Origin of the sequence: Bradyrhizobium forestalis, assembly GCF_002795245.1 — a bacterium.
GTDB lineage: Bacteria > Pseudomonadota > Alphaproteobacteria > Rhizobiales > Xanthobacteraceae > Bradyrhizobium > Bradyrhizobium forestalis.
The window spans coordinates 74058-97270 of sequence record NZ_PGVG01000016.1 but is presented as its reverse complement, the minus strand read 5'-3'; the positions used below and the strand labels follow the sequence as shown (position 1 = coordinate 97270).

Annotated in this window: 12 protein-coding genes; 8 read left to right on the top strand and 4 right to left on the bottom strand. The window is 57.7% G+C overall.

The window, feature by feature from the left end; translation table 11 throughout:
• Positions 1–1854: 1854 nt before the first annotated feature.
• Positions 1855–2133 (top strand): hypothetical protein, encoded by a 279-nt coding sequence (locus tag CVM73_RS20145; RefSeq protein ID WP_146006638.1) that lies wholly within the window; start codon positions 1855–1857, stop codon positions 2131–2133.
• A gap of 2921 nt (positions 2134–5054) precedes the next feature.
• Here CVM73_RS20145 and CVM73_RS20130 read toward each other — a convergent pair.
• Positions 5055–5597, bottom strand: coding sequence for a hypothetical protein (locus tag CVM73_RS20130; protein ID WP_146006637.1), 543 nt, complete (start codon positions 5595–5597; stop codon positions 5055–5057).
• Positions 5598–6436: 839 nt separating this feature from the next.
• On the opposite strand from CVM73_RS20130, the gene CVM73_RS20115 reads away from it, so the two are divergent.
• The gene (locus CVM73_RS20115) at positions 6437–9541 is read left to right on the top strand and encodes an efflux RND transporter permease subunit (protein WP_100233605.1); all 3105 of its coding nucleotides are present in this window, start codon (positions 6437–6439) and stop codon (positions 9539–9541) included.
• Between the two features lie 1747 nt (positions 9542–11288).
• On the top strand, positions 11289–12428 hold the full coding sequence (locus tag CVM73_RS20110) for an MFS transporter (protein ID WP_167406945.1): 1140 nt from the start codon (positions 11289–11291) through the stop codon (positions 12426–12428).
• 282 nt (positions 12429–12710) lie between these two features.
• Here CVM73_RS20110 and fcl read toward each other — a convergent pair whose 3' ends face one another.
• Positions 12711–13718, bottom strand: a complete 1008-nt coding sequence (gene fcl, locus CVM73_RS20105) for a GDP-L-fucose synthase (RefSeq protein ID WP_100233603.1) — start codon at positions 13716–13718, stop codon at positions 12711–12713.
• On the bottom strand, positions 13699–14784 hold the full coding sequence (gene gmd / locus CVM73_RS20100) for a GDP-mannose 4,6-dehydratase (RefSeq protein ID WP_100233602.1): 1086 nt from the start codon (positions 14782–14784) through the stop codon (positions 13699–13701). Before gmd ends, fcl begins: the two co-directional genes overlap by 20 nt.
• A gap of 1000 nt (positions 14785–15784) precedes the next feature.
• Here gmd and glmS point away from each other — a divergent pair.
• From glmS to CVM73_RS20085, 5 genes are all read left to right on the top strand, one after another.
• Positions 15785–17611: a glutamine--fructose-6-phosphate transaminase (isomerizing) gene (glmS, locus tag CVM73_RS20095; RefSeq protein WP_100233601.1), complete on the top strand. Its 1827-nt coding sequence runs from the start codon at positions 15785–15787 to the stop codon at positions 17609–17611.
• Positions 17612–18696: 1085 nt separating this feature from the next.
• Positions 18697–20574 (top strand): glycoside hydrolase family 127 protein, encoded by a 1878-nt coding sequence (locus tag CVM73_RS20090; protein ID WP_208639228.1) that lies wholly within the window; start codon positions 18697–18699, stop codon positions 20572–20574.
• A complete protein-coding gene (locus CVM73_RS41785) occupies positions 20559–20660 on the top strand; it encodes a hypothetical protein (protein ID WP_430641314.1) in 102 nt (33 codons plus the stop codon). The genes CVM73_RS20090 and CVM73_RS41785 overlap by 16 nt, the downstream gene beginning before the upstream one ends.
• 487 nt (positions 20661–21147) lie before the next feature.
• Positions 21148–21408: a hypothetical protein gene (locus CVM73_RS41115; RefSeq protein WP_245452379.1), complete on the top strand. Its 261-nt coding sequence runs from the start codon at positions 21148–21150 to the stop codon at positions 21406–21408.
• Positions 21380–21964, top strand: a complete 585-nt coding sequence (locus CVM73_RS20085) for an effector protein NopP (RefSeq protein WP_245452378.1) — start codon at positions 21380–21382, stop codon at positions 21962–21964. The genes CVM73_RS41115 and CVM73_RS20085 overlap by 29 nt, the downstream gene beginning before the upstream one ends.
• Positions 21965–22774: 810 nt before the next feature.
• Here CVM73_RS20085 and CVM73_RS20080 read toward each other — a convergent pair.
• Complete coding sequence (locus CVM73_RS20080; RefSeq protein WP_100233600.1) at positions 22775–23200, bottom strand: response regulator transcription factor; 426 nt, start codon at positions 23198–23200, stop codon at positions 22775–22777.
• Positions 23201–23213 lie beyond the last annotated feature (13 nt).

The window sequence follows — 23213 nt, the reverse complement described above, 5'->3', positions numbered from 1 at the left end:
CATAGGGCGCAACCGCAATAAGCATATGGCCAGGTACGATTTTCTGTCGAATTTTTGTCTCAGATGAAGGGCCCATATACTATAGCCAATTCTGCGAAATGCCTTCAGGTTCTGACATTTTGATATTCCTGAGAGTTGGCCGGTGGCTTCACGTTGATGCGGAAGTCGCGAATCAGATCCGTGCCTACTGTGAACAAGCCAGAAGCTCCTCATTGCCCCTCGCGATAAGCGGCGTCAGGCTTGGATGCGGGGCAGGAGTGGTCGGCACAACGACTCGTTTTCACTTCAGTTTCTTCTTGGTAACCAGCTCAACCGACCAAATCTGGTGGGTGCCTTGCGGGACTTCTCTACGATAAAAAGGCAGAACGCCCCGGGCAGCCGCCCAAGGGTGCTAGGTGGCAGCGTTGCAATACCGTGACGCTGGCGAGCGAAGTGGCGCACGTGATAGGGACAGCGCTTTCCAAGGGCCTCTTCGACGAGCGCCGAGTCACATCGTCATTTAACTTCGCTGGCAGCGCGGAGCCGGTAGTTTCAGAGCTTTGAACAGCGCGGAGCGCCGGCCCGCGCTGCCTCCCCTCTTGTTCTAGACCTTCCGGGCTCAGAATACTTCAAAACATTCACAGGTGAGCCATGCCCGATCCCTGCCCGCCGATTCCTGTCAGCCAGAGCCTTGAGACGCTGAAAGGCGGGCAGCCAGTTACGCTGCGCTGCGTCACTCTCGCGATCTGCTGCATAAGTGGGCGGACACGTTCCTTGGCAAGCGACATCATGAGCCGAGGCGGCTGCCGAACGATACCTGGCGCCGCTGAGATCGGTTCTGTCACCAATGGACAATGTCTCTGATCTCGATCTGCGACGTCGATTTGCGCCCTCTTAGATCGACAGGTCACAGCTTCCTTGACCCGGCTAAGCTGCAGAGGACGCCGAATTATGCTGGTGCCGCCAAACGCCGCCGATTGATGCGCGCCTTTGCGATCCGGCAGGCGAGCGGATCTTTGCAGCACACCTTTCCGATCATCGTCGCCAAACAAATCTGGCAGATCCTAAGGCCGACGAGGGCCGGCAGCGCACTTCTCTTCCGCGCCTAGTTCCGCAGCCGATCCCGCATTCACAATTTGCCATATTCCCGGTTATTCCGCCGAGTCCCGACGAAGCAAATGGTGGCATAGCGTCGACGCACCGGCAGACGCGACTTTCAGAGCTGTGCTGAGCACAGATAACATCAAGACCGATCGCCTCCCAGCCTCACAAGTTGAGGCCGCGCCAATTCTCGCAATCCATCGCGAAAGATCCTACCAGACTCCGGAGCCACGCGCTGACAGTACGCAAAAGGCCCGGCTGCATTGCGGCACGCATAGCCGTTATCGCGTTGCTGGCGTAGCTTCATTTTGGGAACGAAAGCGGTTCGGTCGACCGCGAGAGAAGGAATTGACCGATGCTTAGTGATAAGAAGGGCATGGATGCTTGCGCCTCTCTACAGAGCTCTGCTTGACAGCGAGCTGTTCGCCGCGAACTTCATCGCGCAACTGCGCTCCCTAACGGCAGGAGCTTGCTGCAGACGCCACCTCGAGGGACAAACGCCTCTAAGCCAATGCTCGCCGCCGCAAGCCGTGGTCGTCGTACCTTGGTCTCTCGCAAGCAAAGGGAGCGTGGAGGTGCTGGGGAACGAGAGGTTCGCCAGAATCGCAAACAGCGCCGGGAGCTATATCGGCGCGACAAAGCCGCGGTGTAGTGAGGGGGCTCCAATGCTTGTACGCAAAGATGCTCTGCAACGGCGTAACGGAGCGCCTGATACCCCGAACCCGGTATGAAGCGTGCTGCCATCGTAAAGGTCAGAAGCTCACGATGGGCGGCATGAGCGACATCGCTGCGGTCTCGTTACCGGCCGCGTCTTCGCTGGCGCTCGACGCTGAGACATTGGTTTATGAACCGACGCGAACTGAGAACCTTGCTGAGGTGACGACGAAACCCGATGTCGCAACGCAGTGGAGACAGCGTCGCGGCAGTGTCACGCCCGCACCGATTTTCGAGCCGGGGACTGCGTCATTGGTGCCGAAGAATGTTGACAAGCAGAATACTATCGCTGCGCCAATCGACGATGCACGAACCGTCATCATAGTCGGTGGCAAGTGATCCAGGGGTGCGCAAGATCGCTCCCACAGGTAGCGCTAGGCGGTCGGCGCAAACCGCCCTCCGCTTGTCGAGGAGCTGCCTCAAGTCTCGTTGCCAGCTCGCGCCATCCGCGTTGTGACGAAATGCTGGGCTGGCCGATGCTTTAGGGGGCGCTCGGATTTATTTTACTCACGGCAGCTGAAACCGAGATGTGGCGAAATAGCGGCGACCCCGGCTTCGTCTGATCGTTCGGGAGGACTGAGCGGCGTTAACTCGCCCGGTCGTCAAGTTTGACCAACAGTTTCTCCATTGCTGTGCATCACCACCAATGCTGGTAGGTCACCCGACGCCGCTCTCTTGCTAAACTCCCACCGCCCTGAGGCGACGGGCCTCACGGGGAAGTCGGGTGGGTTAGCCTTGTGATCCCCGAGGCTGACTATTGAGCCAGCGGCACATGATAGGGACAGCGCCTTCCTTCCTCCAATGGAGGGTGCCGAGTCATGTCGCCCCTAGGTTCCCGGCGAAGCGGATGCGGCAAAATAGCGCATTTATCCACCGTCCCCCGGTGGACATAGGCGCCGAGTCGCATCCGCGCTGCTTTCTCTCGAACTCGCCAATTGCGTCTAGTTTTCGCATTACCGGCTGATCGCCGCGATCGAGCTCAGTAACGCATTTTGACAAATCGGGACCCAATCGTCCTCGACACGCGAAACCAGCGACCTGGTAAGCGGCGCGACGTATTCGGGTTCGAAAGCAACAGATGCGCGATCCGAATGGCCAATCCTGCCACGGTCGAAGAGCCGCACGAGCCGGGGGCGTGAGGTCATAGCGACGATCAGTCGCAAACGTGCAGTGGATTGGGGCTGAGCGTCAATCCGGCGCGTAGCCCCGGTGCGGCTGCCGCTGATCGCAAGCGCGCCGAATGGCTATTGTCCGAGGCGTAAACGTCGATATTGCTGCCGACGGCAAGCGGCCCACATGGCTTTTCGTTTTGTAAATTGCTTCGCAGCCGTGTCAGCTTTCGGTAAGCCTGCCCCGATAAAGAATCGTTGGGTTTAACGGGGGCGTGGCAGGGACAGCGCATGAGCTGAAGGACCACCATGTGCCGAGTCACGCTTCCGTTAAGCTCATTGCACTGCGGATGCGGCAGGATAGTGCCTCATGAGCCCCCAGACCGTCAGGCGCCGAGCCGCGTTCGCATCGCTTCCAACTCACGGATTAGTTCTCGTTCTGTCGATTTTGCTCGTTTTGCGAGCGATAAAATTCCGATCAGCTTCTTGCCGCCACTTCAAGCTGAGTTCGGAACAGTAGCTGGGTGGCCGGGGCAGCGGTGCCCCTGTGTACGCGTTGGGGGACAAGCGCTGAACCAAGTTCTGCTAAGCTCAACTGGCAGTGCGGGCGGGGTAGGGACAGCGTCTGCTCCAGCGCAACCAACGACGCCGAATCGCGCTCGCACTGCTTCCGATAATCATCAGCAACACTCAGAGATTGCCTGGCTGCATTCCGTCCGCTGTTGTCTTGATGCAATTGTCCCCGCCCATGTGCGGCGACTACGGCGCCGACACCTCTCCGATTCTTCAATGCGGTACTCCCTGGCGCGGCTTTCGAGGTCTTGGATAATCTCTCCAACGGACTGCTTCTATCGCGGTTCGAATTTACTCCGCCAACATTTTTGCGTCTCTCATGTGCGTTTGGCCTATCATTCTTGTTTATGCAATGCGCACGTGTCTGGACATGCTGGTGTCTCCAGTTTCTTCAAGGCAAAGATCCAGCTACCCAGCTTGGAGAGTCGCCGATGAGGACGGGACCGACCGATTTTGGTAGGTGGCCTTCGTTACTTCTCGAAGATACAGCTTGGTAGCCCTTGAGAATTTGAGCCTCTCAGCAAAGGTGGCCAGCCCCAGTCTTTGGACCGGGTTGCCACGAGCGCTTGCGACACCTGCCCACAGGGCGGCTACAGGCCAACAAATGCATACTATCGAGCGGCATATCGCGTCCCTGCGGTCGCAAGCGCTTGCGGTGCTTGTGTCCAATCAGGTCCGTGCCGCCGATCAGTCGCTGGGACTATCAGATCGCAAGGTCGCGACATTAAACATCGACGAAGTTCGGGCGATGCTAGCCATACTCGATTGCATGAAACCCAACCTGCGGCCCAACGAAGCACGGCAGATCGCCGCGCGCATACGCGCGCTTTTAGAGGAGCCGCCTGGGTGTCAGCCGGTTCGGGTCGGATGTCTGTGAGACCACTAGTGTGAGCTTTCGGTAAGCTGTCCAACCGGTCCTGAACGAGGGAGAAAAGTTGTCAAAGCTTTAGCCCACTCCCGGAGGATCGATGGGCACCCATAAGGATGCACCTCTGACGCCGAAGGCTGAGAGGCCATGGCGCGGAGCGTCATCGTAGATGACCTGACAAAGGGTGCACTTTGATATTTCGGCGAAGTCCGTCGCCAAGTGGGTCAAGCGTTCCGCGAGGCAGGCGTCGATGGACCGTGATCGCTCCACAAGACCTCTTTCATGCCAAGCCAAACCCTGCCTACCACATGCGCCGAAGGAGTGCGACGACAGCGCCACACAAGCAAATAGATCGCAACCGAGGCCGGCTTGTCGCCGGCGACCACCAGCCCTATCCAGCGGCGGCTAGGATTGAGCCGATTGCGTCCGGCCGAGTCGGTGCGGCGCTATGAACGTGAACATCCCGGCGACCTGATCCAACGAAATCAAAACAAGCTCTGCAAGTTCAACCGTGTAGGCCATCGATCAACATGTGGCGGAACCGACAGAGCAGCCTGCGGCTCGCCGCGAAGAGCCTGGCGGACATTATGTCGAAATCTGTCTCGACGATGCCTCCCGAAATTCCTTCGGAAAGGTGATGAAGAGCGAGCGACACGGCAGCGCCGTGGTCCTCCTCAAGGCTGCGTTCGCCACAAGCCTCCGCATCAAGGTCACCGCGTCATGACCCTGGCTGTGTGAAAAGCCGCGAGCGGCTGAGATTCTTCCGTTTCCTGATGGGGGATAAGGATGGGACGCTTCGTTGAAGGCGCGGACAGATCCCAGCTGACGCTCTTGCCGGAATGTCTGGAGAATTGGGTAAGCGAGGGACAACGCGGTCCGTTATCGATGTGTTTGTCGAGGCGCTCGATCTGCACAGACTGGGTTTTGAGCGTGTGATCGCCTCGGAGGCGTGCCGCAATATCGAGCTGATGTAGCTGATCGGCCGCCTGGCTCCCGATCATAAGACGATCGCCCAATTTCCGGAAGTACAATGGTGCGGCGATCCGGAAGGTTTGTGCGAAGTTCATTGCACTATCCGGCAGACCGGCCTGTTGCAGACACCAAGCGTCGCAATCGACGGCGGCAAGTTCAAGGCGGTGAACAACCGCGACCGCAACTTCACGCATGCCAAGATGGTGAGGCGGAAGGCGCAGATCGAGAAAGCGTCGGTCGATATCTGCGTCAACTCGATAGCGCCGATCGGCAGGAGCCATCGGAAGCGATCAGCATCAAAACGATGAGGATCAAGGAAAAGATCGCTCGGCTGAAGCAGGAGATGAGCCCCCTGGAAGTGCTTGAGCGCAGATGTGCGCCGCCCCGCGGCGCTTTGTGCGGCAGCCTACGTCGGCTCAACGCAGCTGATCGACAATGTAATACTGGGTTGCCAACTCGGTAGCGCTATGCGTGGCGCAAACCGCGCGCAGCATATTGAGCGGCAAGGAATGCTCAAGGCACTGCTCGGAAAAGGGGCGTCGAGCTAGTAGCCAAGGGCCAACTCCGAGGCGACTTTGTTTAGCGACCTAGCGAAGCGATAACGCGTGCGTACGGAATATTGTGGGGACGAGAACTTTGTGTCCTGCAACATCACGAGTTGCGCAATGGCGATCAGCGACCAATTCGACAAACGTTGGTATAGTGCTTTGCAGCCCAGGCTATATCACCCATTTACCTTTGTAGAGTTGAGCACCCGTCAGATCGTTTGTACTTTCGATGTTGAACCCGGATCATTCGGTCTGCGGGTCAGTGCGAAACCTGATGCCTTGCTATAAGTCGTTGAGTTCCGATCAGGTGTCGCACCTTTGGCCGATTGCACGCAAAAAGACAGGGGCTTTATAGAAGGTGCCATCGAGGTCGCGATCTGCCATCAGAGCAACGGAATAACATTCACTCGAGCGACCAAGATGGAAGCGAAGGATCGGGCGTCCGAGCTCGCGAGCACGTGAGCCCTTAGGGTAGCCAATAGCACGTCCCTCATACTGGGGGGCTCTAGCACAGCCGCCGCATTGTGATCATTGCCGCTTGAATTTGCATCCCACTCTTCAAACGGGTCGATATGGCATTTACTGAGCTTTTCATCAGACGTCCGGTATTGTCTATTGTTATCAGTTCCTTGATTTTGCTGATCGGCTTGCGCGCGGCCACCGTACTGCCGATCAGGCAATATCCCAAGCTATCCAATACGGTCGTCACTATCACAACTTCCTATCCTGGCGCCTCCGCCGACCTGATCCAGGGGTTCATCACCACTCCCCTGGAGCAGGTAGTCGCGTCCGCTGAGGGCGTCGACTACATCAATTCCTCGTCTGTGCTTGGTATCTCGACCATCAGAGTCTACATCAAGCTCAATTTCGATCCCAACGAAGCGCTTACGGAGGTGCTCTCTAAAGTCAATTCAGTCAAATATTTAATCCCGAAGGAATCAAACGATCCGGTCGTCACTAAGTCGACCGGTCAGGCCACCGCTGTCATGTATATCGCCTTCTCCAGCGAGGAACTGGCGGCCAGCGCGATCTCCGACTACCTCTCGCGCGTCGTGCAACCCGTTATGTCAACCGTCGACGGTGTCGCAGCGGCAGACATCCTGGGGGGGCAGAGTTTTGCGATGCGGCTATGGCTCGATCCTGGGAAAATGGCAGGGTACGGCGTGTCGCCAGCCGAAGTTTCGGCTGCAATCGCGGCTAACAACTTCCAGGCCGCGGCCGGCCAGACCAAGAGCTATTTCACTATCTCCGATGTCACGGCAAACACGGATCTGCGGAGTGTCGATGAATTCAAGCGCATGATCGTCAAAGCCAATGACGGTGGTTTTGTGCGCATGGAGGACATTGCGGTAGTCGAGCTTGCCGCGCAGACCGCAGACACTAGCGTCGCAATGAACGGCGAGCACGCGGTCTTTATCGGCGTTCAGGCGAGCCCGCAAGGCAATCCGCTAAACATAGTGCGAGGCGTTCGGGCGCTGTTTCCAGAAATGGAGCGTAACCTGCCGCCATCAATGAAGATGAAAGTGGCCTACGACTCCACCAAATTCATTCAATCGTCGATCGATGAAGTGGAGAAGACGCTCATCGAGGCCGTCGTGATCGTGGTGGTAGTAATCTTCCTATTCCTGGCCTCGCTGCGGTCGGTCATCATTCCGGTGATTACTATTCCGTTGTCGCTCGTCGGTGTCTGCAGCATGATGCTGGCGCTGGGGTTCTCATTCAATCTCCTGACTCTCCTTGCGATGGTCCTCGCGATCGGTCTCGTGGTCGATGACGCGATCGTGGTGGTGGAGAACATTCATCGCCATTTAGAAGAAGATGCGCCGCCACTACAGGCTGCCATAAGGGGCGCGCGCGAAATCGTCGGCCCCGTAGTCTCCATGACGATTACCTTGGCTGCGGTGTATGCCCCAATCGGATTTCTCGGCGGCCTCACTGGTGCGCTGTTCCGCGAGTTCGCGTTTACGCTAGCGGGAGCTGTGATCGTGTCGGGCGTGATCGCTTTGACGCTGTCGCCGCTGATGTGCTCGCTCTTCCTGAGGCGCGCTGACGGGGGGCGGTTTGCAAGATTTGTGAATCGCGGGCTCAGCGCCATCACACGATGGTACGGCAACAAGCTCGACCGCTCGCTCGACTATCGTCCGATTACCGGCCTGTTTGCGCTGACTATGCTGGGCCTCGTCGGCTTTCTCTATTTGCATACTCCCAAGGAACTCGCACCCGAGGAGGATCAAGGTATCGTATTCGCTCTAACCAAGGCGCCGAAATATGCCAATATCGATTACCTCGACTATTACGGCGCCAAGCTCGAACACGCGCTCCAGAAATTTCCAGAGACTGATTTGAGCTTTGTACTCAATGGCGTTAGCGGCCAGCAGACTGGCATAGCCGGCATGCTGCTCAAGCCATGGGACGAGCGCAAGCGATCATCCATTGCACTAAAGTCCCTTGTCCAGACCGAGCTGTCCAAAATCGAAGGCATTAACGCGTTTGCGTTTAGCTTGCCGCCGCTTCCTGGCGGTTCGGATGGCCTACCAGTGCAGATGGTGATCAATTCGACGCTGGGCTTCCAATCCGTCTACGAGGAGATGTCGAAGCTGAAGGATGCCGCGCGGAAGAGCGGTCTGTTCATGGTGAGCGACTCCGACCTCGAGTTCAACCAGCCGGTGGTACGAATCAAGGTTGATCGATCCAAGGCCAACGAGCTTGGCATCACCATGCAGACAGTCGGTAACGCGCTCGCCACTCTACTTGGCGGAAACTACGTCAACCGCTTCAATCTACAGGGCCGCTCCTACCAGGTGATCCCGCAGGTGCCACGCGAGGAACGCCTGGCGCCGCAAGCAATCGGGAGCTATTATGTGAAGACTGCGACGGGCTCGGTGCTCCCGTTGTCTACCGTAGTGTCCATCGAGGCTGCAACCGATCCGAACGCGCTCACACACTACAACCAGCTCAACTGCGCGACCTTTCAGGCCGTGCCGATGCCCGGCGTCACGATCGGGCAGGCCGTGGACTTCCTGGAAGCGGAGGCGAAGAAACTGCCCGCAGGCTTCAGCCACGACTTCCTCGCCGACGCCCGCCAATATGTGCACGAGGGCAACCAACTGGCCATTACCTTTGCATTTGCACTCATAATCATATTCTTGGTGCTTGCGGCGCAGTTTGAAAGTCTGCGCGATCCCCTTATCATCCTGATCAGCGTGCCGATGGCAATCGTCGGCGCGTTGATCCCGCCATTCTTTGGCTGGGCGACGATGAACATCTACACCCAGGTGGGACTGTTGACCCTGGTCGGGTTGATTTCCAAGCAAGGCATCCTGATGGTTGAGTTCGCCAATGAGCTGCAGCTCAAGGAGAGACTTGACCGTCGCTCGGCTATAGAGATGGCGGCGCGCGTCCGACTGCGTCCAATCTTGATGACAACTGCGGCAATGGTCGCGGGCTTCATACCCTTGATGACCGCAACGGGAGCTGGCGCTGCGAGCCGCTTCTCGATCGGGCTCGTGCTCGTCGCGGGAATGTCCATAGGCACGCTGTTCACGCTCTTCGTGCTGCCGGCGGTCTATGTCGCGATCGCGTCCGATCATCGTGCCGATGCGAGCTCCGGCCGCGCGAAGATCGCCGCCGAGCGCGACCTCACCGGCGCTGCTGATGCTCAGATGGTCAAGCAATGACGATAAAATCAATCCAGCTTCGCTCAGTGTAGTGAGCGAAGCAGCCTCCGAGCGCTTCACGCTCCCTTACGCGTCGAGATCTTCACGCCCGTGGTGCCGAGCTTGGCGACCATCAGGTGCTCGGTGAAGAACACGTGGGTGATCCGCGGCTGCTCCGCTAAGGTGAACTACAAAAATCGATCTCGCCGAGGAGAAGAGAATTCATGCTCTCTCGTAAAAGATGGCGTTACCACTTACGCTACGGGCTCTAGAACGACAACTATTTGCTTCCGTCTGACGCGCGTTGCGTTGCTAGCTGAAAAAGATGACGCTGGTTTGAACCCTTTAGGACTAATTGACACGAGTTCAATTCCCTGGACCAACGGGTCGAGAACGGTCGTCGTCAGGGGCCCGTATACATGACCGACGCAGGTCATCATTGAGTCTTCGTCAATGTCTACGTCCTTCTCGTCAATCTGAAGGGCGTGCCGGCGGTTTGAGACGAGTGTTTCCCATCTTGCTTCTCTTGCCGGGCCTTGCGCGCGCCGGCCATGCCTTGACCTCGCTCCGGCCGGGCTGGATCAAATTTTCCCACACGATTTTGGCCCTGATCGTGCTGCAAGCTGCGGGTTGACGCCGCCCTATCGAGGCAAGCTGGCGGATCCGCCTGCCATTCGGGTGGATGCTGGGTATCCGCTCGTTCGGTGACGACTATCTGCGGCCCTCCCTTATCGATGTTGTTTAATAATCAGGGCTGGCTAAACACGAATTCCGCGCCGGCCTAGCCCTGGACTCGCGTGGTAGAATCAAGCGTGACCCCCTTCGTCTACTATCACCTCGGCTCGTTCCCGAGAGCGGCAGCTTGCTCTATGTTTTTATACCCATTGTCATGCTTGATATCCTGCTGGGCTCCTACCTCATGCGTCGGCTGCATCCGGAGATATTTCGACGGATCTGCTTGAGCTTTGATGCGGGTGCGCGCGCGCTGTCGGTTGGTCACTGGTGATGATCGAGCTCGATCTAATGCAGAGCACCTGGGCTTATAACGTGAGGGCGGCGATACTGATGGATCTGTACCTGCTACACTTGCTCATTCCTGCCCACAGTCCGATTTGGTTGGAGCGACGGTCTCGGCGAACTGCGGATATAGGCGCTCGAACGATGCCGGCGGGCACCTCGGTATCGAATGTGCGCGCGTCGTGGACCTGAGCGACGCTGCCTCTTCCGCGGCGCGAATGATGTCATGAAAGCTACCTGGCCGCCCGAAACCAGGAATAATCGAATATCAAGAGTATGGACCGACATTGACGACTTGCGCGTGATAGCGGTCTTGTATTGGTCCCGTGAGTCAGCGCCGCTACTCGTCATGAGAGCTCCCGATTGTGCAAGAGCTGTCGAAAAACTACGGCGGTGTTCGCGGCAAGTACACAGTGGCGTCCGGCGCCGTTGGCTTTGCGGGGTTTGTAGGCTTTACGACAAAGCCACAGTTAGGGGGTTGCGACTCCGGTTGTCGCAGATCAGCAAAAACTGTCACCCTCTTATGGCCAGCTTAACCGGGAAGGAATAAGCGAAACACCGTATCCACGGGCTCGACGATCACCGCCCGCTCGCCTAGTGACGAATCCAGTGATTTCTGTGACGGCATTGCATTTGCAGGGATAAAGAACGCCAGCTTGAGGCCATCATAGTCGATAGCGTCGCTAGCAGGCGACGCACGCAGGATGAGGGGCGTCGCGCTCGCGAGCCCGTTCTCTCAGGAGCGCCTGTGATACTGTCTGCTAATTGGTCTGCCGGCCTGCTTGGGACACGGCTCGCATTTTTTGTGGCCGGATTCGGCCTCGCGGCGTGGGGGCCTTTGGTGCCACTCGCTAAGGTGCGGATCGCGGTCGATGACCGCACGCTTGGTCTTCTGCTGCTCTGTCTCGGAACGGGATCCGTTGTCGCGATGCTTTTGACCAGCGTATTGAATGCGCGGTACGGCAGCAAGCCCATTATCCTCGGGGGTGGACTTGGACTCGCAATCATGCTGCCGTGCCTTGCAATTGCCGACACACCTGTCAGGCTCGGTGCTTCGCTGTTTGCTTTCGGCGTTTCACTCGGCTCGATTGATGTAGCCATGAACATTCATGCGATTGAATTGGAGCGCGACACGGGCCGTCCATTGATGTCTGGCTTCCACGCCCAGTACAGCATTGGGGAATTCACCGGCTCTGCCGCCGTGACCTCGTTCCTGTCGCTGCAGCTTGGCCCGCTTTTTTCGACGTTGGTCTGTTCGGCGTTAATGACGATCGCGATTGTATCGGCCTGGCCGGGGTTGCTCGCGGCGGGGGCGGGGCAGCAGGGGCAATCGTTTGTTTTGCCCCATCGCAGTGTGCTGCTAATAGCTGTGCTCGCGGCCATCACCTTTCTTGTCGAAGGTGCAATGCTCGATTGGAGCGCTTTGCTTCTCATTGAACGAGACCTTCTCGCGGAAGCGCACGGGGGCATTGGTTGTATGCTCTTCTCAATCGCAATGGCCGCAGGGCGTCTCAGCGGAGATGCCGTGGTGGCGCGAATCGGAGACCGTGCCACATTGATACTCGGGACTCTGCCGATCGTAACAGGCTTCTTGGCTGTGGTGGCCGCGCCAGTTGCGTTGATTGCTATGGCGGGGTTCCTGCTTATTGGATTGGGTATTTCAAATGTTGTACCTGTACTTTGTCGACGCGCCGGCAAACAGAAAATGATGCCAGCAGGCGTTGCTATCGCGGTCATCACGACGGCCGGCTACGCGGGTATACTCGTTGGGCCCTCCGGCATTGGGCTCGTCGCACACATGTTTGGCTTGCGCTTGGCGTTTGGGATGTTGGGCGCGCTCATGTCCATCGTTACGCTGTCAGCGAGGATGATGATGACAGACCATCGCTAAGGCGTTGGCCGAGAGGAAAGGGACACCAGTACGCTTCCGGCTAATGACCGTCCAGCGGTCGCCGCTTAGCGGCTTAGAGACGATGAGCTCTCACTTCATGGCAGCAGGATCAATCATGGCCATTCTCCGTTTCCTGCAAGTGGCTGGCTGCGTCGTAGGTAGGATACACCGCGTCACTTGGGTTCTTGGCGTCCGACCGAGCCCGGTCATTGACAATAACGCTTGTCAACTGCGAAGCAAAGTTGGTCGTTACGTGAGCGGCAAGTCCGCTAGGCTGGACATTCACCGCCGATTGATAGCTAGGATTGGCCCGTTATTCCGGCCAGGCAGATCACTCTGGTGCCGTCCATCGCTGTCGGTGCGATACGCCCGGTATGCGAGCTGAATGCCGTCCTCAAGCGAGGTCGTGGCGCGCCAGCCGAGCCCGGACAGCCGCCCGACGTCGAGCAGCTTGCGCGGCGTGCCGTCAGGGCGCGACGTGTCGAATCTGATCTCACCGCGAAAACCGATGGCGGCCGCGACCATGAGTGCTAACTCGGCGATGCTGATGTCCTCGCCGGTACCGATATTGATCAGTTCCGGCGAGGAATAGGTCTTCATCAGATGGATGCAGGCGTCGGCGAGATCGTCAACGTAGAGAAATTCGCGGCGCGGCGTGCCGGTACCCCAGACAACCACGCTCTTCGAGCCCGCGAGCTTCGCCTCGTGGAAGCGGCGGACCAGGGCGGCAACTACATGGCTGTACTCGGGATGATAATTGTCGCCGGGACCGTAGAGATTGGTCGGCATCACGCTGATGAAGTCGCTGCCATACTGCCTGCGATAGGCCTCCGCCATCTTGATGCCGGCGATCTTGGCGATCGCATAGGGCTCGTTGGTCGGCTCCAGCGGGCCTGTCAGGACCGAGTCCTCGCGCAGGGGCTGCGGCGCGAGCTTCGGATAGATGCAGGACGAGCCGAGGAACATCAGCTTCTCGGCACCGCTTTGCTGCGCGGCCTGGATCACGTTCGCCGCGATCGCGATGTTGTCGTAGATGAACTCGGCGCGCAGCGTGTCGTTGGCTACGATGCCGCCCACCTTCGCGGCGGCGAGGAATACGACCTGCGGGCGCGCCTTTGCGAACCAGTCGAACACGGCGGCCTGGTTGCAGAGGTCGACCTCACGCCGGTCCACCGTGACGAGCTTGACGTCCTCGCGCGCCAGCCGGCGCACCAGCGCGCTGCCAACCATGCCACGATGGCCGGCGACATAGACGCTCTTGCCGGTCAGGTCAAATGCAGCGCTTGCCATGGACCGCGTCCCGTTTCGCCTCGGCGAGGTCGCTCGCCATCATCTCCTCGACGAGCTGGGCAAAGGTCCGCTTCGGCTTCCAGCCGAGCTTCTCGCGCGCCTTGCTGGCATCCCCGACCAGGAGATCGACCTCGGTCGGCCGGAAATAGGTCGGATCGATCTTCACCACGGTCTTGCCGCTCTTGGCGTCGACGCCGGTCTCATCGACGCCCGTGCCGCGCCATTCGACTCGGCGGCCGACCTCCGCGAAGGCAAGCTCGACCATCTCGCGCACCGATCGGGTCTCGCCGGTGGCGAGCACGAAATCGTCCGGTTTGTCGGCCTGAAGGATCATATGCATGCCCTCGACGTAGTCTTTCGCGTGGCCCCAGTCGCGCTTGGCGTCGAGATTGCCGAGATAGAGCGTCTGTTCGAGACCGACCTCGATGCGGGCGACACCACGGGTGATCTTGCGGGTCACGAAGGTCTCGCCGCGAATCGGACTCTCGTGATTGAACAGGATGCCGTTGGCCGCGAACATGCCATAGGCTTCGCGGTAGTTCACTGTGATCCAATAACCGTAGAGCTTGGCCACGCCATAAGGCGAGCGTGGATAGAACGGCGTCGTCTCCTTCTGCGGGATCTCCTGCACGAGGCCGTAGAGCTCGGAGGTCGAGGCCTGGTAGAACAGCGTCTCCTTCTCCATGCCCAGGATGCGGATCGCTTCCAGGAGGCGTAGCACGCCGATCGCGTCGGCATTGGCGGTGTATTCGGGGCTCTCGAAGCTGACGGCGACGTGGCTTTGAGCTGCGAGATTGTAGATCTCGGTGGGGCGGATCTGCTGCATGAGGCGGATCAAATTGGTCGAATCCGTCATGTCGCCGTAGTGCATCAGGAACCGCACGTTGCCGGCATGCGGATCCTGGTAAAGATGATCGACCCGCGCGGCGTTGAACGAGGACGATCGGCGCTTGATCCCATGCACGGTGTAGCCGAGACCGAGCAAATACTCAGCGAGATATGCGCCGTCCTGCCCGGTGACGCCCGTAATTAGCGCAATGCGCCGCTTTGAGTCCTGAGCCGGCATGGTCTCTCTTGGTTGCGCCGCAAAGAGCCTCGCTGTGAAACACAATTTCGAAGCCGTTTCTCGAAAAATCTAGATGTGCTCGCGCGCTCCACCCGCAATTAAAGGAACGCGATCGTTAGCTCCAGTCATACACATCATGCAGGAATGCACACTATATACATTGATTTATATTTGGACTGAAGGATGCCAACACATTGAGCGTCAAAAATCCAGCCCAGTAACCCTAGCCGCGCGGATCCTAAGGCGAGATGAATGGGAAAACGCCCTTACGCGCGCCCAGGACGCGCTTACCTCTCGGCGATGTTTCCAATGAGAGAGGAGCGACGGTTCTGTGCTCCTTATCTATCCTCAGGCGCACGTGTGCATTCGCGTGGTCTCCTCATGGCGTGGGAGAGCGACAAGCTGAGGTCACATTCGTCAATGCATTTGTTGGAATGACGGCATGCAAGTCAGCACACAGCCAAGGCTGCTCATAGAGCCGCGGTCTACAAAGCGCTGTTAGCTTCCGAACAGAACACGCAGTCTTCTAGGTCGACTCATCAACCATGATCGGCGCCGTTGCCTATATCCAACCGCGGCAGGCAGGGGACGGTCGACGCAAGGCAAAGTGAGAAAGAATAGCAAACGTTGGTATAGATGGTCGAACGTTTCGATATCGAGAGCTTACTTTCGTACAATGGAGCTTCGACGGCAATCCTTTAACCTTGACCGAGCGTAAGTTGCCTCGGTTCGAGTATGATAAGTCTGTTAAACCCGCGCCGGAAAAATGTCTCCAGTAAGACAGGACAATTCAAGCTAGAGCTGCTGCGCCGTTTGTACTCGATCGGCGGACGAAGCGATGATGGCTGAAAGAGATCTAACTCACGCTTGTGAATGCGGCGGCGATACAGGGGGGCGCGAAAATCGAACTTGACACCTGTTACCATCCGGCAAGCGAATTTCATGACCGGGTTCCTGTAGGGGGACGTCGGATCCTTAAACTTGGGCTGCATTGATCGATATGTGTGGAATTGTTGGCATTTTGGGGCGTGGTCCGGTCGTTGGGCAGTTGGTCGCGTCGCTCAAGAGATTGGAATATCGTGGCTACGACTCCGCAGGCCTCGCGACTCTCGAAGGTCTCCGTATCGAGCGCCGCCGCGCTGAAGGTAAGCTGAGAAACCTTGAGGAGCAGCTGCGGTATTATCCGCCGTCGGGTCATACCGGCATCGGTCATACCCGCTGGGCGACTCATGGAAAGCCGACCGAGAGCAATGCTCACCCGCATGCGACGGAAAATGTCGCGGTCGTTCATAACGGGATCATTGAGAATTTCCGCGAGCTGCGAGCCGAACTGGAGCGGAATGGTGCCCATTTTAGCTCAGAGACAGACACGGAGGTGGTGGCGCATCTCGTCGAATCTTATCTCAAGAAGGGTTACTCGCCGCAGGATGCGGTACAAGCCTCGCTGCCGCGGCTGCGCGGTGCCTTCGCCCTGGCATTCCTTTTTAAGGCCCACGATGATCTTTTGATCGGTGCGCGTAAGGGGTCGCCCCTTGCGATCGGACATGGTAACGGCGAAGTATATCTAGGATCGGACGCGCTCGCGCTCGCGCCTTTGACCGACACCATCACCTATCTTGAAGACGGCGACTGGGCCGTGCTTACGCGCACGACGTGCGTGATTTATAGCGCAAACGGATCTGTCGTCGAGCGGGAAACTTCAAAGTCTGGCGTATCGTCACTCCTTGTGGACAAAGCGAATTATCGCCACTTCATGGCCAAGGAAATCCACGAACAGCCGACAGTGGCCGGCAAAACATTGGCGCATTATCTCGACATGGCGGCTAAGCGCGTCGCCCTGCCGCTCACATTGCCTTTCGACTTCAAATCCATTCAGCGCATCTCAATTACCGCATGCGGCACTGCCAGCTATGCCGGTCACATCGCCAAATACTGGTTCGAGCGGCTGGCGCGCTTGCCTGTCGAGATCGATGTAGCCTCCGAGTTCCGCTACAGGGAGGCGCCTTTGCGCCGGGGCGATCTCGCGATCGTCATCTCCCAGTCGGGTGAAACCGCTGACACGCTAGCTGCATTGCGATACGCCAAGGACCAGGGCGTGCACACGATATCTGTGGTCAATGTCCCGACATCGACGATTGCGCGGGAGAGCGAATCCGTTCTGCCGACGCTGGCGGGGCCAGAAATCGGCGTCGCCTCCACCAAGGCATTCATCTGTCAGCTGATGGTGTTGGCGGCGCTCGCCGTCGCAGCAGGCAAAGAACGCGATAAACTGTCTGAAATCGATGAATCGAAGCTTGTGCGTGAGCTTGTCGAAGTGCCGCGGTTGATTGCTGCAACACTGTTGATTGAGCCGCAGATCGAGAAGCTCGCGCGTTATATCGCCGACGCAAGGGACGTGCTCTATCTCGGTCGTGGCACATCGGCCCCGTTGGCGCTGGAGGGCGCACTCAAGCTGAAGGAAATTGCCTATATCCACTCAGAAGGTTATGCCGCCGGCGAGCTCAAGCACGGACCGATCGCACTGATAGATGAGGCCGTGCCTGTGGTGGTGATCGCGCCTTATGACGCGGTCTTCGAGAAGACCGTCTCGAATATGCAAGAAGTTGCGGCTCGGGGCGGCAAGATCATCCTGATCACCGATTCGAAGGGTGCTTTGGAAGTGACGGTGGACACACTCACGACCATTGTGCTGCCGGAGATGGTCGCAAGCTTTACGCCGATGGTCTATGCCATTCCGGTTCAGCTCTTGGCTTACCATACCGCGCTCGTAAGGGGCGCGGACGTGGATCAGCCGCGTAATCTAGCAAAATCTGTGACTGTGGAATGAGGCGGCAGTGTTATTTCGAAGCATTGAGGCCACTAATGGCGTGGGCGAGTTCAAGGAGAACGATCCCAGTATCAACAGGTCCATCATAGACCGATCCAGCTCGATGAGCAGAGTCAGTCCTGCTTGCGTCATCATCGTCAACCGACTAACGCCAATGGGGGCGAGCGTTACCTTCCTGTCGTTCGAGAGGAACGGTCGATGGGAATTACTGACCATTGGGAGATCCAAGTCGGCTCTCGGTTATCCGGCCTGCCATCTGCCTTGCAGGGCCAAATCAGCTTGAAGCTCGATGGACAAAAGATACTCTCTGATCCATCCTCCCACCTGCTGAAGCCGAAGTCGGTGCACACAACAGCTTCGGGCCGCCCGTCGCGGCTTATTCACTGGCAGCGCATACGCGCGACAACTTACGTTCATCCATCCTATGTCGTGCACGTTGAGCGTGCGCTTCCACCACGGGGACCATTTCTTAGGATGCAGTGCAGTTTGCCGCTTAAATCGCGCGTACCAGCGGCTCACGCAATCCTGTTGGACCATACGCGTCGCGGCGGCGCTCCCAGCTGCTACGTGTCACCAAATGGATTGTTAGAAACCGGACATTCCCGCGCAAGGTCGAGGGCCTAAAACCAAGTGCAGGGGGCGCCGCACCGGAAGGACGCGGCACCCGGCTGTAGCGGCAGGAGAGTACTACTAGTTATTATATAATCCAGCGACGGCTGACACGCTCGTATAGCAAGAGCGACCAGCCTTGCGGCGACGCGGGATTTAGCACGACTGGCAAATCCTGTTGGTGGGCCAGCGATCGCATCAGTTCCTACGGCGAGCCGCAGATCTGGTTGACCAGAAGAACCGCTTCTTATTCTGGGCACGGGATTTGCTGTCCCGCTCCTCGACCGACTGGTGTCAACGCATGTCTGGGATGGCGGCGCCTTAGGGCAGCCTCTCCATTTCTATCGTTTTGAAGCTTCGCACCGAGAGTACGAGTGTGCAGCCGCAAATCTCAGGACGACAAGCTCAATAACGCAATCGTGGTGAGGTGGCTTGCCGGGCTATTCTCCGTTCGCCACACTCCAAGGAGGAACGCGATGAATGATCCGAGTGTGGCCGAAGTCGATCTTCAGAACCTACAGGTCTCGGATCCACTGATTGGGCAATGCCAGCAGCTGGTCAGGGAAGTGGCAATTCCCTACCAATGGGAGGTGCTAAACGATCGCGATCCCGAGGTGATACCGAGTCACGCGGTAGAGAACTTCCGCCTTGCTGCCGGACGTGCGAGGGGCGAGTTCCATGGCACGGTTTTTCAGGACAGTGACGTCGCAAAATGGCTTGAGGCGGCTGCATGGTCGCTATGCCAGGCACCAAATCCAGAACTGGAGAAAGCCGTCGATGAGCTGATTGAATTGATTGCGGCCGCCCAATGCGGCGACGGTTATCTCAATACTTATTTCATACTGAACGCGCCTCAGGAGCGCTGGACCAACCTAACGGAGTGCCACGAGCTTTATTGTGCTGGCCACTTGATTGAAGCGGGTGTCGCATTCTTTAAGGGGACTGGCAAACGGCGATTGCTGGAGGTCGTTTGCAGGCTTGCTGACCATCTCTGCACAGTTTTCGGCCCAGAGCGCGATCAGTTGCACGGCTATGATGGCCATCCGGAAATCGAACTTGCGTTGGCACGACTCTACGAAGCGACAAAGGAACAGCGATATCTCACGCTAGCCAATTATTTCGTGGAGCAGCGCGGCAGGGAGCCACACTTTTACGACATTGAGTATGAGAAGCGCCAGCAATCCTGCGTCCACAAATCCGACGGCACGCCTTGGATGATAAAAAACAAAGCATATAGCCAAGCGCACTTGCCGCTTTCGGAGCAGCGGACTGCGACCGGTCATGCGGTTCGTTTTGTATACCTCATGACGGCAGTAGCTCATCTCGCGCGTCTGCGCCAGAACGAGCAGCAGCGCCAAACTTGCCTACGGCTATGGCAAAACATGGTTCAACGCCAGATCTATATTACCGGAGCCATCGGCTCGCAAGGCGCGGAAGAAGCGTTCAGCAGCGATTACGATTTGCCAAATGATACGGCGTACGCGGAAAGTTGTGCGTCGATTGGCCTGATGATGTTCGCGCGCCGTATGCTGGAGATGGAACTGGACGGTAGCTATGCCGACGTGATGGAGCGCGCGCTCTACAATACCGTTCTCGGCAGTGTCGCGTTTGACGGGCGTCACTATTTCTATGTTAACCCGCTCGAAGTGCATCCCAAAACGCTGAGGTCTAATGGCGTCTACAATCACGTCTCGCCGGCGCGACGACGCTGGTTTGGTTGCGCGTGCTGCCCACCGAACATCGCACGCCTTTTCACATCGATTGGTCATTACATCTACACGCCAAGCACCGACGCGCTCTATGTAAATCTCTACGTTGGTAATAGGGTGGCAGTATCCGTGGACGGACATGCGCTGCGGTTGCTCATAAGCGGCAGCTATCCCTGGAGAGACGAGGTGGAAATCGCAGTCGAATCCGCGCCGCAAATTGCCCACACGCTCGCCCTGCGCCTGCCGGAATGGTGCAGCGCGCCGCAGGCGAGCGTGAACGGCGAGTCTGTGAATTGCGAGCCGCGCAAGGGCTATTTGCACATTCGCCGAACATGGCGGCAGGGAGATCGCGTCAAACTATCGCTGCCAATGCAAGTGCGTCGCGTATACGGCCATCCACAACTTCGCAATTTGGCCGGCAAGGTGGCCATCCAGCGTGGCCCTTTAATTTATTGTCTGGAGGAGGCCGACAACGGGACCGAGTTACACAACGTTTGGCTTAATGCAGACACTCGGTTTTCCCTTGTCGAAGGAACTGGTCTCTTTAGTGGCAAGATCTTGCTTCAGGCCGGCGGGCGCGGTTGCAACACACGCATTCTGGAGATGCGGCGCTTTATCAGTACGACAAAGTGCCTGGACAGCTAGAACCGCAGCGGCTGACATTCATTCCGTGGTTCAGCTGGGCTAACCGCGGCGAAGGCGAAATGCGGATTTGGATAAATGAGCGTTGAAGCCGAACGCGCGGTCGCGCTTCCAGGAATCGACGTTAGACTACGTCTCTGGGGCAGGCGAATGCTCAAAGTCTGGAAATCGGCCAGTCTATGGAAGGCGGTCCGCGAGCTCAACTCGAACGTTGAAAAGAAAACCTGGATATAAGGCGGCGCGGCGGAACTCCGAAAAGAGTACGATCCGATTGGCGTCGGTAGGTCAATCAGCGATCAACCAAATTCCCTGATAAAGGAGCTTCCTCGGAGCTGTTCGTGGCCTCTCATCAAACCTGACGAATGCCGATGGCACGTACGCATACGACGAAGCCCCGTCGGATGCGTACGATGGCACGAGCGTGCCCCCGTGTCGTTTAGAAGGAAGCCCTATGACAAGTCAACGTGAGGGCGGCCACGTCAGGTTTTGGTAAGCCAGGCTCCCTATCAGCGCCGCTGGGCCTACCAAGCCTAAACTAGATGCGGAAATGTATGTCCGGCGGGGGCACCAATCGCCATGTATAATCGGATCAATGGCTCGTCCTACTTCCAATCCGCTCACCTTGCCGAAACTGATGAGCAAATGGACGCAGCCAATGTTGCGGATGCGTTCGCCAATATGCGCTTAGCCGAATCTGGCTCGAGTGGCAGTTCATCTTCGGCAACAAGACCGTATTCGCTCGTTTCAACCCCTCCCATAATAGAGTTCGAGGATCGTCACTCATTGCGAGAAGCCGCGAAGGCCTATCATGGCGATGAAATCAAGTACATCGCCTGAGTACTCCGACTTCGTCTCCGCCAAGGCGAAGCGAACTGCAGAAGTTGCCAAAGACTACGGGACGACCCGAGATTCCGAGAATGCGCGGTACTTCAGCCACCAATTGGGCAACAAGAGCGTCGGACTTCTAAGAATGGAAGGCGGCGACAGCATGACCGAGTTCGACGTCAAAAGGTGGAAGAAGCTGTTTCCTGGACGCCACGGGACTACCTCTACTGTGGATCTTCAAGTCGTTCATCCACTTGTCGAGAACGCTGGCGATATCCTGCTCGAGCACCAGCTTCGACTAGACGGCGAACAGCCGCTGCTCAATTCGCGGCCGGCTAATCCGGAAGCAAGAGCCCGTGCGGCAAAGATGGGCTTCGTCGAGGTTGACGCCGACAACATGGTTCTCGACCCAGAGAAGTCAGACAAGTGGGTAAGAAATAGCGACGGCGAATGGCAGCGAAAAGGCACTGCTGCGCGGTATCTTTCCAAAGCTGACGACAGTGAAGGTAGTGGTACGGAGATCCCAGCGAGCACCTCAACATACGATTATCAGGATGATTTTATGTGACCATGAGATCACCGCTGATTGGGTCCCGATCGAGTAGACTAGACTAATCTGGCCTGCTCCGGGCTCCTCTGCGTTTATCGCCTTTTCGGCTGAGAGTTCCTCCGAGTTGGCTCAGAAGACTGCCCAAGAGTCTACTTGGCCTAGCGCTTGCTGAGTTGTGTGAGCGTTGGAAGTAGGAGCGCACTGCGCAAGGCAATTGCGGCAATGCTCGCTGCGGCGAGGACCTGCATGGGGTGCCGCCAAAGTGCGCCCCGCCGCCGAGGGGCCGGGCGTGTGTGCGCCGAGCACGTTGGACGGCTTGGAGGCAGAAGTCTTCTACAGATAACGGTCTACGAAGTAGTAACGGCGTGGGCGCCTGCCGTGAGTCGGTGGGCAAAGAAATATACAGCGAGGCGGCGCCCGATGGACAAGACGGCCGGCACGCGTCAACGGATATAACGGCGCCGTGAGCACGAGCATCGTGCAGTGCTCTTTTGCCAGAAAAGCCTCAATACAACACGCGAGGCGGTTGTCCTGGGCGAAGGTCCGTTATCATCGTCACTGCCGTCGGGCTCCGAACAGCCAATCTCTTGCTTTGTCGAGCGCTCTCGCGCCTTCCCCGACTGCAACGGAGTATATAGCCTCGATCCGGACGAGTTAAGAAGTGCTTAGGGTCGTCGATTGCTTTGGGTGAGCATTACGTTGACCGTCGACCTACAGAATGAGACAAGCTAGTGTGCCCTTCCAGCCCTCGAAGTAGGTTGATCGGTGGCGAGATCGACGCGTGGAGCGTTTAGTTCGGACATCAATTCAAGCCGCAGGTTGATTGCATCAGATGCCGCCTCGGCCGTCATACGCGTTCAGTGCGGTGTCGAGGCACTCGATCAACGCTTGTCCGGCAAAGGGTTTGGCGAGGAAGCCAATCGCTCCGGCGCCCAGCGCTGACGCGCGCACGCGGTCGTTGGGGAAAGCCGTAATGAAAATGAATGGTGCGTCGTAACCACGTGTCCGCATCTCCGCCAACAGCTCCAGGCCGTTCATAGCCGACATCTGCACATCGGTAATGACACAGGATGTCTCGTCCAATTGCGGGGACCTCAGGAGTTCCTCGGCCGACGCAAATATTTGGGCGATGTAGCCACGCGATTTCAAAAGATTTTCTGCCGCCGCACGGACTGAGGCGTCGTCGTCAACGACGGAAATCAAAGGCGTGAACACGACGAGCCCTCCTGAAGGGGGAATAGCGGCGCCAAGCATTAGCGACCTTCGG

Bases quoted from the DNA above. Each gene is read 5' to 3' on its own strand.
- CVM73_RS20145 (WP_146006638.1), top strand. From the start codon at position 1,855: ATGAGCGACATCGCTGCGGTCTCGTTACCGGCCGCGTCTTCGCTGGCG.
- CVM73_RS20130 (WP_146006637.1), bottom strand. From the start codon at position 5,597: ATGGCTCCTGCCGATCGGCGCTATCGAGTTGACGCAGATATCGACCGA.
- CVM73_RS20115 (WP_100233605.1), top strand. From the start codon at position 6,437: ATGGCATTTACTGAGCTTTTCATCAGACGTCCGGTATTGTCTATTGTT.
- fcl (WP_100233603.1), bottom strand. From the start codon at position 13,718: ATGGCAAGCGCTGCATTTGACCTGACCGGCAAGAGCGTCTATGTCGCC.
- gmd (WP_100233602.1), bottom strand. From the start codon at position 14,784: ATGCCGGCTCAGGACTCAAAGCGGCGCATTGCGCTAATTACGGGCGTC.
- glmS (WP_100233601.1), top strand. From the start codon at position 15,785: ATGTGTGGAATTGTTGGCATTTTGGGGCGTGGTCCGGTCGTTGGGCAG.
- CVM73_RS20090 (WP_208639228.1), top strand. From the start codon at position 18,697: ATGAATGATCCGAGTGTGGCCGAAGTCGATCTTCAGAACCTACAGGTC.
- CVM73_RS41115 (WP_245452379.1), top strand. From the start codon at position 21,148: ATGTATAATCGGATCAATGGCTCGTCCTACTTCCAATCCGCTCACCTT.
- CVM73_RS20085 (WP_245452378.1), top strand. From the start codon at position 21,380: ATGGCGATGAAATCAAGTACATCGCCTGAGTACTCCGACTTCGTCTCC.
- CVM73_RS20080 (WP_100233600.1), bottom strand. From the start codon at position 23,200: ATGCTTGGCGCCGCTATTCCCCCTTCAGGAGGGCTCGTCGTGTTCACG.